The organism is Patulibacter sp., assembly GCF_030655195.1.
GTDB lineage: Bacteria > Actinomycetota > Thermoleophilia > Solirubrobacterales > Solirubrobacteraceae > Patulibacter.
In genome coordinates this window covers 14,173-27,241 of record NZ_JAURWA010000059.1, presented here as the reverse complement: position 1 = coordinate 27,241, position 13,069 = coordinate 14,173, and the positions used below count along the sequence as shown (strand labels likewise).

The 13,069-nt window shown below is 77.4% G+C and carries 12 protein-coding genes and 1 riboswitch; of the genes, 8 read left to right on the top strand and 4 right to left on the bottom strand.

Annotated features, from left to right (window positions below):
• Window positions 1-524: 524 nt before the first annotated feature.
• From Q7T67_RS06500 to glp, 3 genes are all read right to left on the bottom strand, one after another.
• The gene (locus Q7T67_RS06500) at window positions 525-809 is read right to left on the bottom strand and encodes a putative quinol monooxygenase (RefSeq protein WP_304787208.1); all 285 of its coding nucleotides are present in this window, start codon (window positions 807-809) and stop codon (window positions 525-527) included.
• Window positions 810-911: 102 nt separating this feature from the next.
• Window positions 912-2,828 carry an alpha/beta fold hydrolase gene (locus Q7T67_RS06495; protein ID WP_304787206.1) on the bottom strand — a complete coding sequence of 639 codons (1,917 nt, stop codon included), beginning with the start codon at window positions 2,826-2,828 and terminating at the stop codon, window positions 912-914.
• A gap of 208 nt (window positions 2,829-3,036) precedes the next feature.
• The gene (gene glp, locus Q7T67_RS06490) at window positions 3,037-4,287 is read right to left on the bottom strand and encodes a gephyrin-like molybdotransferase Glp (protein WP_304787204.1); all 1,251 of its coding nucleotides are present in this window, start codon (window positions 4,285-4,287) and stop codon (window positions 3,037-3,039) included.
• A gap of 145 nt (window positions 4,288-4,432) precedes the next feature.
• Between glp and Q7T67_RS06485 the strand changes: the two genes are divergently transcribed.
• The 8 genes from Q7T67_RS06485 (at window position 4,433) to Q7T67_RS06450 (ending at window position 11,269) form a co-directional block, all read left to right on the top strand.
• Window positions 4,433-5,014 (top strand): molybdenum cofactor guanylyltransferase, encoded by a 582-nt coding sequence (locus Q7T67_RS06485; RefSeq protein ID WP_304787202.1) that lies wholly within the window; start codon window positions 4,433-4,435, stop codon window positions 5,012-5,014.
• A 142-nt stretch (window positions 5,015-5,156) separates the two neighbouring features.
• A riboswitch (cyclic di-AMP (ydaO/yuaA leader) is annotated at window positions 5,157-5,303 on the top strand.
• 3 nt (window positions 5,304-5,306) lie between these two features.
• Window positions 5,307-6,164, top strand: a complete 858-nt coding sequence (locus Q7T67_RS06480) for a M23 family metallopeptidase (protein ID WP_304787199.1) — start codon at window positions 5,307-5,309, stop codon at window positions 6,162-6,164.
• A 199-nt stretch (window positions 6,165-6,363) separates the two neighbouring features.
• On the top strand, window positions 6,364-6,570 hold the full coding sequence (locus tag Q7T67_RS06475; RefSeq protein ID WP_304787197.1) for a hypothetical protein: 207 nt from the start codon (window positions 6,364-6,366) through the stop codon (window positions 6,568-6,570).
• Window positions 6,567-7,676 (top strand): hypothetical protein, encoded by a 1,110-nt coding sequence (locus Q7T67_RS06470; RefSeq protein WP_304787195.1) that lies wholly within the window; start codon window positions 6,567-6,569, stop codon window positions 7,674-7,676. Before Q7T67_RS06475 ends, Q7T67_RS06470 begins: the two co-directional genes overlap by 4 nt.
• Window positions 7,677-7,685: 9 nt before the next feature.
• The gene (locus Q7T67_RS06465; protein ID WP_304787193.1) at window positions 7,686-9,170 is read left to right on the top strand and encodes a DUF3089 domain-containing protein; all 1,485 of its coding nucleotides are present in this window, start codon (window positions 7,686-7,688) and stop codon (window positions 9,168-9,170) included.
• A 58-nt stretch (window positions 9,171-9,228) separates the two neighbouring features.
• On the top strand, window positions 9,229-9,372 hold the full coding sequence (locus tag Q7T67_RS06460) for a hypothetical protein (protein WP_304787192.1): 144 nt from the start codon (window positions 9,229-9,231) through the stop codon (window positions 9,370-9,372).
• The gene (bioD, locus tag Q7T67_RS06455) at window positions 9,369-10,148 is read left to right on the top strand and encodes an ATP-dependent dethiobiotin synthetase BioD (RefSeq protein WP_304787190.1); all 780 of its coding nucleotides are present in this window, start codon (window positions 9,369-9,371) and stop codon (window positions 10,146-10,148) included. Before Q7T67_RS06460 ends, bioD begins: the two co-directional genes overlap by 4 nt.
• Window positions 10,149-10,339: 191 nt before the next feature.
• Window positions 10,340-11,269 carry a hypothetical protein gene (locus Q7T67_RS06450; protein WP_304787188.1) on the top strand — a complete coding sequence of 310 codons (930 nt, stop codon included), beginning with the start codon at window positions 10,340-10,342 and terminating at the stop codon, window positions 11,267-11,269.
• A 15-nt stretch (window positions 11,270-11,284) separates the two neighbouring features.
• On the opposite strand, the gene Q7T67_RS06445 is transcribed toward Q7T67_RS06450, so the two are convergent.
• The gene (locus tag Q7T67_RS06445; protein WP_304787186.1) at window positions 11,285-13,027 is read right to left on the bottom strand and encodes a carboxypeptidase-like regulatory domain-containing protein; all 1,743 of its coding nucleotides are present in this window, start codon (window positions 13,025-13,027) and stop codon (window positions 11,285-11,287) included.
• Window positions 13,028-13,069 lie beyond the last annotated feature (42 nt).

The window sequence follows — 13,069 nt, the reverse complement described above, 5'->3', positions numbered from 1 at the left end:
AGCGCGGCGTGGGCCGGCGGCGCGGGGTGGGTGGCGCGGGGCGTTGGGTGGCGCGGGGCCCGAAGCGACGGCCGGCGGATTGGCCGGGTCGGGCTGGGGTCCGACGACGGATTCGTGCGGCACGTCGGGCCTCGGCCGACGTGCCGCACGTCGTCGCGCCCCGGACGACGAGATCGTGCGGAACGTCGGACGGGTCGGCCCGTCCCGCACGTTCTCGGCCCTGCATCGGACGCCCGTCCGACTCCGGCGCCCCAGCCCGAATGCAGCCCCCACTCCGGCCCCGGCCGCTGCCCCACCCCGGCCAGGGCCGCCGCCCCACCCCGGCCGCTGCCCCGCCCCGGTCCTGGCCATTGCCGCATCCCGGCCATGACCGCCGCCTCGTCCCGGTCCCGGCCGCCGCCGCACCCCCGGCCCCACCCCGGCCACGGCTGCCGCCCCACCCGGCCACGGCCACCGCCGCACTCCGGCCCCGGCCGCTGCCCCACCCCGGCCACGGCCGCCGCCCCACCCCGCCGCCGGTCGTCTCAGGCCGGTCCGACCGACGCGATCTCGTAGCGCGACACGTCTCCGGAGACCACGACCGACATCGACTCCGAGCTCGGGCCCTGGCCGCGGAAGCGCTCGAGGTCCGCGGCCGTCTCCCACCGCTCGTAGACGTTCACGCGGTCGGGGTCCAGCGGATCCGCCGCGACGACGAAGTCGTGGCAGCCCGCCGCCGCGCGCGCCTGCGCGACCGCGTCGGTCGAGTCCGCGAGGAAGGCGTCGCGGTGGCCGGGACGGATCTGCAGACGGCCGGAGACGATGAGCACGGCGGGACCTCGGGCGGGAGTGACGGAGCCCGGACGGGCACCTGCATCCACGACCGCCGCCGGCGGCGGGACTCATCGGTCCCGCCGTCCGCGACGTCCGGCCTACCGGCGCACCACGACCCGGTTCGGCCGGACCGTGCCGCTCGACACGCGCACCGTCGCGACCGTCGAGGCGCGACGACGCAGCACCGTGGCGGTCCGGGCCGCCGGCTTCAGGCGCAGCGACCAGGAGCGGCGCTTCGCGGTGCGGCCCGTCGCGATCGTGCGGGAGCGCAGCCCCAGGCGCTTCGCCACCGCCGCGCTGACGACGAGCCGGACCGTCGTCCGGCGGGCCTTCGTGGTGGTGCCGCGCAGCAGCACCCCGCGGGAGCGCAGGGTGCCCACCCGGATCCGCTTCGTCACGGTCCGCGTCCGGGCGGTCTTCCCACCGCCCGCGCCGGCCGGCGGCGCGGCGACCGGGGTCGCGCCGGTGAGCGCCGGGTCGGCGACCGTGCCCGCCGCGTCGCCGACGGGCAGCGTCAGCCGCACGTCGTCGAGCTGCGCGGCGCCCACGCCCGTGGTCAGGCCGTAGACGTTGGACCCGTCGGTCACCTGCAGGCGGTAGCGACTGCCGGGGGTGACCCGCATCGCGACGCCTTCCAGCGACCGCTCGACGACGTGCTCCTGCCCGTCGAGCGTCACCGGGAGCGGCGTGACCTGGTTGCCCACCACCACGCCGCGGGTCTCGTCGAGCAGCTGGGCGTAGAGGTGCGTGTCCGGGGCGGTCGACGTGCCGCGGTAGCGCAGGCGGACGACCGGGGCGCCGACGACGTCCTTCGTCGCCGTCTGGACCGGGACCGGCACCTCGACGGCGCTCGACGCGCGCGTGGCCGCGACGAGCAGGCCGCTCGCGGAGCTCAGCGGCGTGATCGGCAGCGTGCCGGAGCCCGATGCGGTGATCGTCCCTGCGGACTTCAGCGGGAAGTCGGCCGCAGCGCGCAGCTTCCCGTCGTCGGCGACCCACTCGAAGCCGGGGCCGGTGGGCACCGACGCGTCGGCCTTCAGCCAGCGGTCCATCCAGTTCAGGACCCGGGGCGTGACGACGGCGTCGCCGCCCGAGCCCGTCAGGCAGACGCCGTGCCCGCCGCAGAACCAGAGCATCTTCACCGGCGTGCCGGCCTGGCGGAGCAGCCGACGCATCTCGGCGGACTGGTTCAGGCCGAACAGCGTGTCGGCGGTGCCCTGCACGATCAGCGACGGGGCGCGCACCTTCGCGATCCCGTCGCCGGTGGAGCGGGCCCGCAGGTACCCGGTCAGCGCGTCGTCGGCCCGGCCGGTGACGGCGGCCTTCGTGGCCAGCGCGATCAGCTCGACCGGGAAGGCGCCGAGCTCGATGCCCTGCGGGGCGAAGGCACCGAGCGCCAGGCCGCTGGCCTCGCCCAGGCCGACCAGCGGCAGGCCCCAGCCGAGCTTCAGGCGTCCGTCGCGGGCGAGCGCCTGCACCAGGGACGTCCACGAGATCGACGGTGCGAGCGCGTCGATCCGCATGTCCCGCGAGGCGGCCGCCCACTGGACCCCGCCGCCGTACGAGGCGCCGTGCATGCCGACCCGCGGATCGCCGGGGGCGTCGAGCCTGGCCTCCGGGCGGGTGGCGACGTAGTCGATGACGGCGGACGCGTCGCGCCCCTCGCGCTCGGGCGAGTCGAGATCGATCTCGCCGCCGGAGCGCCCGAAGCCGCGCGAGTCGTACGTGATCGTGTTGTAGCCCCGGGCGCGGAAGGCGCCGGCGGGCACCTGACCGAGTGGTTCGGCCAGCGCGGCGATCTCGGTCGTCTCGCGCGTCGCCCCGAACCCGTGGGTGAGGACGATCGTCGGCGCCTTCGCGCCGGCCGCGAGCCCGTCGGCCCGTTGGAAGTCCGCGTCGATCCGGGTCCCGTCGAACGAGGTGATCGTGACCTGCTCGGCCGAGGCGGCCGATGGGAGGGCGGCCAGCGCCAGGACCGAGGCGACCCCGGCGACAGCGAGACGGGTTCGTGACATGGGGCACACTCTACCCGCGGTAGCAACCCGCATCCGGGGGGCCGACGATCAGGTCGGCACGTCGCCGCGCGCCTGCGTCCGGGGTCGGCACGTCGCCGCGCGGCTGGGTCCGGGGTCGGCACGTCGCCGCACGGCTGGGTCCGGGGTCGGCACGTCGCCGCGCGCCAGCGTCCGGGGTCGGCACGTCGCCGCGCGCCTGGGTCCGAGGTCAGTCGCGACCGGCACCCGGGAGGGGGACGACCTCGACGACCGTCCCGGCGGCCAGGACGCCGTCGGCCGCGGGGATCAGCGCGTAGGCGACCGTCGCCGGCATCGACGCCAGCCGGTGGGGCTGCTGGCCCTCGAGGACGCGGGCGGTGCGTCGTCCGTCGGCGTCCTCGCCGAGCGCCACGCGCAGCGCCCGGACGCGTCGCGCGTCGCCGTGGGTGTCGGCCAGCAGCCGTGCGCGCAGCGGTGTCGCCGGGTCGCCGCCGGCCATCGCCCGGAGCAGGGGCTCGACGAGCAGCGTCGCCACGGTGATCGCCGCGCCGGGATTGCCGGGCAGCGCGAGGACGGGGCGCGTGCCGGCCGGGCCCGGGAGCGCACCGAGCCAGGTCGGCCGCCCGGGCTGCAGCTCCAGGCCGATGACGTGCTCGTCGGCGCCCAGCGCGGCCAGGGCCCGGCGGACGTGGTCGTGCTCGCCCACCGACATCCCGCCGCAGGTGACCACGAGGTCGGCGTCGATGTCGGCGAGCGCCGCGGTCGTCGCCCCTGCGTCGTCGCCGACGTGCCGGACCGCCACGACCCGCGCACCCGCCGCGGCCAGGAGGGCGGCGAGCGCCGGGCCCCCGACGTCGTGGATCCGGCCGTCGGGGAGCCCACCGGCGCCGGCGCCGCCCGGCACGACCTCGTCGCCCGTGATCACCACGACGGTCCGCGGTCGGGCACGCACGTCGACGGCGGTCACGCCCAGGCCGGCCAGCAGGGCGACGTGCCCGGGGCCCAGCCGCTCGCCCGCCCGGACGGCGACGTCCGCGTGCGCGACGTCCTCGCCGGCGCGCCGCACGTCGCGCCCCGGACGCACCGCGACCCCGATCGCCACGCCCCCGTCGGCCACGGAGGTCTCCTCGACCCGGACGACCGCGTCGGCCCCGTCCGGGATGCGCGCACCGGTGCTGATCCGCATCGCCGTCCCGGGCTCCACGGCGACGGCCGACGGGCGCCCCGCCGCGGACTCCCCGGTCCCCCGCAGCACGACGGGCCGGTCGGCCGTCGCGCCGGCGAGATCGGCGGCGCGCACCGCCCAGCCGTCCATCGCCGAGGACGCGAAGGGCGGCAGCGCACCGCCCGCGACGACGTCGTCGGAGGCGATCCGCCCGACGCTCTCCACGATCGGGACCCGCTCCGACGTCGTCCGTGCGGCGCCACCGAGCGCGGCGGCGGCGGTGCGCGCGTCGTCGAGGCTCGAGAGGGCGCCCATCGGCGCGACTCTACGGGCGACCCCACCCCCGCGCCCCGTGAGGCCCAACCCCCGCGTCCCGCCGAACACCACCCCCGCGCCCCGTCGAGCCCACCCCGCGCCCCGCCGGGCCCCATCCCGTCGGCGCGCGCGGGAGACTGGCCGGGTGCCCGCCGCCGACCCCCGTCCCGCGTCGATCGTCGCGATCCTCGCGGGCGGTCGCTCGCGGCGCATGGGCGAGCCGAAGGCCGGCGTCCTGCTCGACGGTCGTCCGCTGCTCGCGCACGCCGACGCGGCCGCACGCGGGGCCGGGCTCCGGCCGGTCGTCGTCGCCAAGCGCGGGTCGGTGCTGCCCGACCTCCCGGGCCTCGAGCGCTGGCACGAGCCGGACGAGCCGACCCACCCCCTCACCGGCGTCGTCGCCGCGCTGCGTCGCGCGGGGGCACCGATCGTGGTCCTGCCCGTCGACCTCCCCCACGTCCCGGCGGCGCTGCTGGCGCACCTGGCGGCCCGCCCGGAGCCGCTCGTCGTCGTCGAGGGCGCCGGCCGGCGCCACCCGCTCCTCGCGCGCGTGGCCCCCGAGCACGCCGACGCCCTGGAGGCCGCGGCGTCGGCCGGAGCCCGGGTCGTCGCCACCGTCGAGGCGCTCGGGGCCGCCGTCGCCGGCGAGGCCGTCGTCGCCGCGATGGGCGATCCGGCGCTGCTGCTGCGCAACGTGAACCGACCGGACGACATCGCAAACCGGTGATGGACGGACGTCCGAGTCCTGCGATCCGTCCGTCCCTCACAGGCGATACGCCCCGAGGCGCCGGGAGACGGGCGGCGAACCCGCGCCCGGGGCCCGTCCCGGGACCGCTCCGAGGGGTGCAAGACGGCTTGCAGGCTTGCTAGCTTCTCCCTCGCCGAGTTCCCGGGGTCGATCCCGGGGAGCGGGGGACCCACGTCCGTGTTGGGGCTAGTCCACGTGTTCACGTGGAGGCGCGACTCTTTCTGCGCCAGCCCGTCAGCTAACCCCGCAGGCCGATGAGAGAGCTGTCCTGATGCGATCAACCACGGTGCGCCGCGCCGCCCTGATCGGCCTGCTCACGCTGGCCACCTGCGCCCCCGTCGCGCAGGCCGACGACACCGCGCCAGGCGGCGGCGGGACGTCCGTCTCGTCGATGGCCCCCGCTGCACCGACCGCGCAGGCCACGCCGGCCGCGGCGGCACCTGCCGCTCCGGTGACCGTGTCCGAGACGCAGACCGTGAAGCTGACGCGGACGCAGACCAAGAGCGTCCAGCGCCGCGCGCACGTCCGCGCCGACGGGTCGCTGGGCTCCCGCACCCGCACCGCGATCAAGCGGTACCAGCGTAAGAAGCGGCTCAAGCGCACCGGCCGCCCGAACCTGCAGACGCTACGGGCGATGAAGCTGAAGTTCGCCGGCACGATCGCCGCGCAGATGGCCGCCAAGCAGCGCTCCGTCGCCCCGATCGCCGGCTACGTCTTCCCGATCCAGGGCCCGTGGCACTTCGGCGACGCCGGCACCTTCTTCGGCGAGCGCGGCGGCGCGCACGAGGGCATCGACCTCTTCGCGACCTGCGGCACCCCGCTCGTGGCGGCCTCCGCCGGCACGATCAAGGCCGTCAAGTGGGACGACAAGGGCGGCAACTACGTCGTCATCACCGGGACCCCGTCCGGCGAGGACCAGGTCTACATGCACATGAAGGCCCCGTCGCCGCTGAAGGTCGGCGACGCCGTCACCGCCGGCAGCCCCGTCGGCATGGTCGGCGACACCGGCAACGCGAACGGGTGCCACCTGCACCTCGAGATCTGGACCTCCCCCGGGTACTACTCGGGCGGCAAGCCGCGCGATCCGAAGCCGGACGTCGCGGCCTGGGGCGGCGTCCCCAGCCGCTGAGCTCCCCGGGCGGCGGCCACCGCCGCCCGACGGGCGCACCGGTCCGCCCGCCGCGCCCCGGCCACCGGATCGCCGGCCGCCCGTCTTCAGGGAATTCGCCCCCGCGGGCCCCGGAGCGGGCTGTAGCCTGGGGCCGCGCCGGACCGGCTCCCGGCCCGGCGCGTCGTGCTCCGGCCCTCGGGCGCGACGCCTCCGCCCCATGCCGCCGCCCGCCGACCGCCACGCCCCGCTCGACCTGCCGCCGGGGGTCGTCGCCCTCGGACCCGAGGCCTGCTCCGCCGTCGCCGCCCTCGTGGCCGACGCCGAGCGGGCGCAGTCCGCCGAGGTCGGTGCCGCGCTGCAGGAGGGGCTCCGCGTCGTGCCCCGACCCCTCCGCGGGATCGCCCGCAAGGTGCTGACCGGATGACCGGCGCGCTCGAGCGCCGCGGCGAGCTGCAGCGGCTCGCCCGCGTCCTCGACGTGCAGCCCGACGAGCTCGGGGCGCTCGACGGGGCGGACGTCGCGACGCTCCGCCAGCTGCGCCACGCCGTCGCCGACCGCCTGCTCGAGCAGAGCCGCGAGCAGTTCTCCCGCGCCGTCGCGCTCGGCGATGCCCTGCCGGCGTCCGTCGCGGCCAAGCTCGCCCAGCACGTCATGGGTCCCGTCCTCGGAGGCCGTGCCGCGGCGCTCCTGAGCCCTCGGAAGGCGGGCGACCTGGCCCGGCGCCTGCCCGCCGACTTCCTCGCCGACGTGGCCTGCCACGTCGACGTCCGCAAGGTCGGCCCGCTGCTCGAGGACATCGACCGGGGCACGATGGCCGAGGCCGGCGAGCACCTGCGGCGCCGCGGCGAGTGGGTCGTCCTCGGCGCGTTCGTCGGGCACGTCCGCGACGACGTCGTGGCGGACCTGCTCGACGGCTTCGACGGCGAGGCGCTCCTGCGGTCCGGTGCGGTGATCGAGGACCCCTCCCGGATCGACGCGGTCGTCGCGATGCTGACCGATTCCCGGCTCGACGGACTGCTCGACGCCGCGGACGAGCACGCGCTCTGGACCGACGTCGTCTCGCTCAACGTGCACCTCTGCGACGCCCAGCTGCAGCGGATCGCGTCGGCCGTCGAGCGGCTCTCCGGCCCGCGGATCGAGGCGCTCGCCGCGCTCCTGGCCGGGGACGACGAGCTCCGCGCCGCCGCGCTGCCGATCACGGAGCGGCTCTCCCCGGCGTTCCTCGCCGACGTCGCGGCCGAGGTCGACCTGGGGCGGGTCGGCGGGATCCTCGAGGGCATCCCGACGGCGACCCTGGCGGAGGCCGCGGCCGAGCTCGGGCGCCGCGAGGCCTGGCCGCTGCTCGGGCGCCTGATGACCGTGCTCCCCGACGACGTCCTGGCGGACCTCCGCCCGGACCTGGACGACGAGCTCGTCCGGCGGGCCGAGGCGGCCACCGCAGACGCGGGCGAGAGCCCGGCCGCGCGACCGGGCGACGACGCCGCGGCGGCCGTCACCGAATCTCCCCCGAGCCCCGCTACCCGCGGGTAGCCTGCCGCCGTGCTCCGACCACGGCTCCGTCTCCTCCTCCGCGCCGCAGGGCTCCTGCTCGCGCTGCTCACCGCGGGGCCGGTCCTCGTCGCCCCGGCGCCCGCCTCGGCCGCGGAGCCGACCTGGGTCTGTCGCCCCGGCATGCCCGGGGACGTCTGCACGGAGGGCCTCGACACGACCGTGCTCGGGACGGACGGCTCGTCGCGCGTGGAGCCTGCCGCGCCGGACCCGGCCGCCCCGATCGACTGCTTCTACGTCTACCCGACGGTCTCCAACCAGCTCGGCCCGATGGCCACCGGCGACGCCGACCCCGAGGTCCAGGGCATGGCCCGCCTCCAGGCGCAGCGCTTCGCCCAGCGCTGCCGCGTGTACGCGCCGCTCTACCGCCAGGGCACGGTCCCCGGCATCTTCCTCGGCGGCTTCACCGACGCGACCCGCCAGGCCGCGTACTCCGACGTCCTCGCCGCCTGGCGCTCCTACCTCGCGAAGGACAACCGTGGCCGCGGCGTCGTGCTGATCGGCCACTCGCAGGGCACCGGGATCCTGCGGCGGCTGATCCGCGAGGAGATCGATCCCGTCCCGGAGGTCCGCTCCCGCCTGGTCTCGGCGATCCTGCTCGGCGGCAACGTCCTCGTGAAGAAGGGCAGCGACCGCGGCGGCGACTTCGCCGACGTCCCGCTGTGCCGGGCGGACGGGCAGTTCGGCTGCGTGGTCGCGTTCTCCACCTTCGACGAGACGCCGCAGGACGCCACGCGGTTCGGCAAGCCGCCGACGACGACCGACCGCCTGACGGGCCTGGCGCCGCGGTCCGACGTCGAGGTCGCGTGCACGAACCCGGCGTCGCTGGCGGCCAACCGCGACGCGGACCTCACCACGCTGATGCCCACCCGGCCCTACCCGGCGGGGTTCATCGCCCTCGGGCTCACCGCGACGTACCTCGGGGTCGTCCCGACCGCGGCCACGCCGTGGGTGCAGCCGGCGGACCGCTACGCGGGTCGCTGCGAGACCGTCAACGGCTCGAACGTCCTGATGCTCCGCCGCCTGCCGGGTGCCCGCGACCTGCTGCAGTTCCCCGACGCCGGGTGGGGGCTGCACATCCTCGACGGCAACATCGCGCTCGGCGACCTGCTGCGGGTCGTCGCGACGCAGACGAAGGCGTTCGAGTCCGCGAGGGCGACCGCCGCGGCCACGCCCGCTGCGACGGGCCGGCCGCGGGTGGCCCTGCGGACGACCGGACGGACGCGGCGCGACGCCCGCGGGCGTCGCTGCGTCTCGGGACGGCTGACCGTCCGGGTGGCCGGGGCCGACCGGCGCGACGCGATCCGCGCGGACTTCCGGCTGAACCGGCGGACCGTCGCCCGGGACCGGCGCTCGCCGCTGCTCACCCGCATCGCCGCCGCCCGCCTGCGGACGGGGCAGAACCGGGTCGACGCGCTGGTGCGGCTGGGGGACGGCCGCTCGCGACGGGTCGCGGCGACGGTCCGCGGCTGCTGAGGGCGGCCGCGGGCCACCCGCTCCCCGCGGCGCACCCGCGGGTGGGACGATCCGGCGGATGCCCGTCGAGCACGAGCCCGCCCGGGTCCCCCTCGTCCGCCGCCCCGCCGCCGGCGCCCCGCTCCCGCACCCGCGGCGGGACGAGCTGCGCGACGCGCGGCTGCGGGTGGCCGCGGCCGTCCGGGACCGGGTGGCGTCGTGAGCGGCGACACGGCCGTCGGGGCGAACGACGAGTCGGGCCGGACCGGCGCCCCGCCCCTGTGCGGCGTGGTCGTCGTCGCGACGGACTCCGACGTCGGCAGGACGGTGCTGGCCGCCGCGATCTGCGCCCGGCTCCGGGACGACGGGACCGACGTGGTCGCCCACGCGCCGGCCGTCACCGGTCTCGACGAGCCTGCGCCGGACGGCGGCCGCGACCACGAGCTCCTGGCCGCCTGCACCGGGCAGGAGCCCGTCGAGGTCTGCCCGCGGACGTTCGGGCCCGCCGTCCCGCCGCACCTGGCGGCCGAGCTGGCCGCCGAGCGGCTCGTCCCCGCCGACCTGGTCGCCGCGGCGGCGCGCACCGGCGTGGGGCGCACCCTGGTCGTCGAGGGCACCGGCGGCCTGCTCGCGCCGTTCGACCGCGCCGGCTACGACGTGCGGGCCCTCTGCGTCGACCTCGGCCTGCCCGTCGTGGTCGCCGCCCGTCCCGGTCCGGGCGCGATCAACCACGTGCGACTGACCGTCGACGTCGCCCGCGCCGCAGGCCTCGACGTCCGCGCGATCGTGCTGACGCCCTGGGCCGCCGGCGACGTCCTCGCCGACGACGCCCGCCGCACCGTCGCCGCCCTGACCGACGTCCCCACGCACGTGATGCCGCTCGCCGAGCCGACCCCCGCGGGCCTCGCGGACGCCGCGTCGGAGCTCCCCGTCGCTTCGTGGATCGGCGAGGCCGTCGCACCGCTGCCGCCGCCCTCCGGGACCGGGCCGGGCGGGTAGGCGGACGCCGGGCGCCCGCCCCGGCCGGCCCCTGAGGAAACCGTGAGAGGGGGTCGCAGAGGCCCGCTCACGGCCCGTACGGTGGAGGTCCGGCCCACCGCGACGACGTCGCGTGCCGCCCGCCACGTCCGCGCTGCCGAGCGCCGTGCGCGCGGCGACGGTGGGCCGCACGTCCCCCACGGAGGTCCCCAGTGCCCACGCCCGTCCGCCCCGTCACCGCAGCTCCCCCGGCCCGCGGCACCCGCCGCCGCTCCTCCCGGCTGATCGCGACCGCCCTGGTCGGCGTCGCGGCCGCCGGGGGCACCGCCGCCGTCCTGCCGTCCGCCGCGACGGCGGCCGACCCGGGCGACCTGAAGCGCTACTACGGCATCTTCGACCGCGGCCCCGCGAAGATCCCCGGCCGCGACACGTCGTGGACCCCGCAGGGCCTCGCCTACTGGCCCGAGCAGAACGCCCTGGTGATCTCGTACTACGACAGCTCCGGCGCCCAGAACAGCCGGCTGGCCGTCGTGGACCGCACGACGGGCGCCCGCCGCAAGCTCCTGGTGATGCCGACGAAGGGCCACGTCGGCGGGCTGGCGATGACGGGCTCGTACCTGTGGGTGGCCAACAACGGCAAGCTCGTCCGCTTCTCCAAGGCGCAGCTGACGAAGAAGGCCGAGCTGGCGACGCTGAAGTCCAACGGGTCCTACGCCGCCGCCGCGTCGTCGTACCTGACGGCCACCGCCGACGCCCTCTGGGTCGGCACGTTCTCCAAGGCGGCGACCGGGACGAGCTCCGTCTACCGCTACCCGCTCGACGCGAAGCAGCGGCCGAGCGCCCGGCCGTCGTCGACCGTCTCGACCCCCACGCGCGTGCAGGGCATGGCGTTCGGGGGCGGCAAGGTCGTCTGGAGCCGCTCCTACGGCCGCGACTCGCGCAGCCGCATCGACGTCGCGCCGACGAGCAACCCGACGCAGCCCTCGCGGATCATCACCGCGCCGAAAATGTCGGAGGGCATCGTCAACGACGGCAGCCGCTTCCACGTCGTCTACGAGTCCGCGTCGAGCACGTACGCCGACGCGAGCTACCGGGTCAAGACGATCCACAGCGCGCCGGTCGCCACGCTGCTCGGGCCCTAGCGTCGAAGCCGGCCGTCAGGGCTTGACGTCGCGGTAGTCCGTGACGCGGTGCGTCCGGCCGCCGATCCGGGCGGCGATCCGCACGCGGTACGGCCCCACCGGCAGCCGGCGGATCGCGGCCCTCCGGGTGCCGGCGCGCGTGGACCGCAGCACGACCGCCCGGGCCGGGGCCCAGCGGTCCGGACGGCGGCGGTCCTTCGAGCGCACGAGCCGGTCGATGCGGACGTCGACCCGCCCGGCCGCCGGGAACGTGAAGCGGACGCTGGTGCGCCCGACGGTCACGACGCCGATGGCGGGCCGGCGCGGGACCTTCGGGGCCGGAGGGGCGGGCGGCTGCGGGGCGGTCGCGGCCGCCATCGCCGCGGCCCAGGCGGCGAGCTCCGGCGGGACGGGCGGGCCCTTGCCGACGAAGTGGGCGGTGCGCGCCTGGTCCTCGTCCGACAGGTACTCCCACACGCCGCCGAGGTTGCGGTGGTCGTCGCGCCCGAACGCCTCCTCGCCGACGTTGCGCAGACGCAGCGGCAGGCGGGCGTCGAAGATGCCGGCGGAGCTCGGCACGACGAGGGTCAGCAGGTACTCGGGCGCCCAGGCCGTGGAGTTCGGCTCGACGCGCAGGACCTTCGTCTCGCCCGGCTCGATCGGCCGCGGGACGGCGCACTCCGACACGCCGGGCCACACGCAGCGCGACGCCTCGCCGATCGGGCCCTCGAGCCGTGGCGGGTCGACCCAGAGCAGGTCGTCCCCTGTGTTCGTCACCGGGACCTCGACCGCGAGCCCCATCGCCGACCCCGAGCCGGTGACGGTGATGAGGTCGCCGGCCGGCAGCTTCGGCAGGTCGAAGGAGTAGACGCTGCGTGGCGTCCCGAGCTGCAGCTGCGGGCCGCGGACCGCGTGCACCGACCGGTACGGGTCCCGCGGGTACCGGCCGGGTGCCTCGTCCGCCCGCGCCGGGTCCGACCCGTGCTGCCACTGCCCGAACTCGTCCACCGCCGGGCCGGGCAGCCGCAGGCGCATCGACACGTCGAGGTCGTCGAGCACGCCGCCGGCGGCGACGGCCGGGGTGAGCGTCGCGGGGCGCGAGGCGGAGACGTCGGGCCACCAGGTCGGCAGACCCGTGCTGCTCTCCGCCTGCACCCGGTAGCGGCCCGGCGGGACGTCGAGCCGCCAGCCGCCACGGTCGTCGACGGACGTCCAGAACCGCTCGACCTCCTGCCCGGCCACCGTCCCGACCCGCGTCGCGGAGACCGACGCGCCGCCCGGGCCGCCGCCGCGCACGGACACTCGGCCGCGGAGGATCGCGTCGCGGCGGAGCAGCACGGGATCCGACCGGACCGGGGCCCCAGCGGATCCGCGCAGCCGTTCGGCGACCCCCTGGTCGTAGGTGGTGGCGTAGCCGTCGGCCCACGCGACGAGGTACCCGACGGAGACGTCCTCCGACGGGATCGCGACCCCACCGAGGCGGTAGCGCCCGTCGGCGTCCGTGGTCGTGCTGCGGTTCCCGCTCGTCCACGGCCCGGACCCGCCGGGCGGGCGACGGCTCGCCCCGAGCTCGACGGTCGCGCCGGGGACCGGGACGCCCTCGCCGTCGCGGACCACGCCCTGCACGACGCCGGGTCCGCTCGGCCCGTCCTCGTCCGCGGCCGACGCCGGCCGGGCACCCACCGCGGCCGTCAGGACGACGGAGAGGACGAGCAGCAGCAGGACGAAGGCCCGGGCGGGGCCGCTCGAAGGCACGACGAGGATCCGGGGACGGGACACGCTTCGCGTGACGTCGACGCCCGGCGGTCGACACGGGAGGAT

Coding starts and splice junctions, on each gene's coding strand:
- Q7T67_RS06495 (WP_304787206.1), bottom strand. CDS start 2,828: ATGTCACGAACCCGTCTCGCTGTCGCCGGGGTCGCCTCGGTCCTGGCG.
- glp (WP_304787204.1), bottom strand. CDS start 4,287: ATGGGCGCCCTCTCGAGCCTCGACGACGCGCGCACCGCCGCCGCCGCG.
- Q7T67_RS06475 (WP_304787197.1), top strand. CDS start 6,364: ATGCCGCCGCCCGCCGACCGCCACGCCCCGCTCGACCTGCCGCCGGGG.
- Q7T67_RS06480 (WP_304787199.1), top strand. CDS start 5,307: ATGCGATCAACCACGGTGCGCCGCGCCGCCCTGATCGGCCTGCTCACG.
- Q7T67_RS06470 (WP_304787195.1), top strand. CDS start 6,567: ATGACCGGCGCGCTCGAGCGCCGCGGCGAGCTGCAGCGGCTCGCCCGC.
- Q7T67_RS06460 (WP_304787192.1), top strand. CDS start 9,229: ATGCCCGTCGAGCACGAGCCCGCCCGGGTCCCCCTCGTCCGCCGCCCC.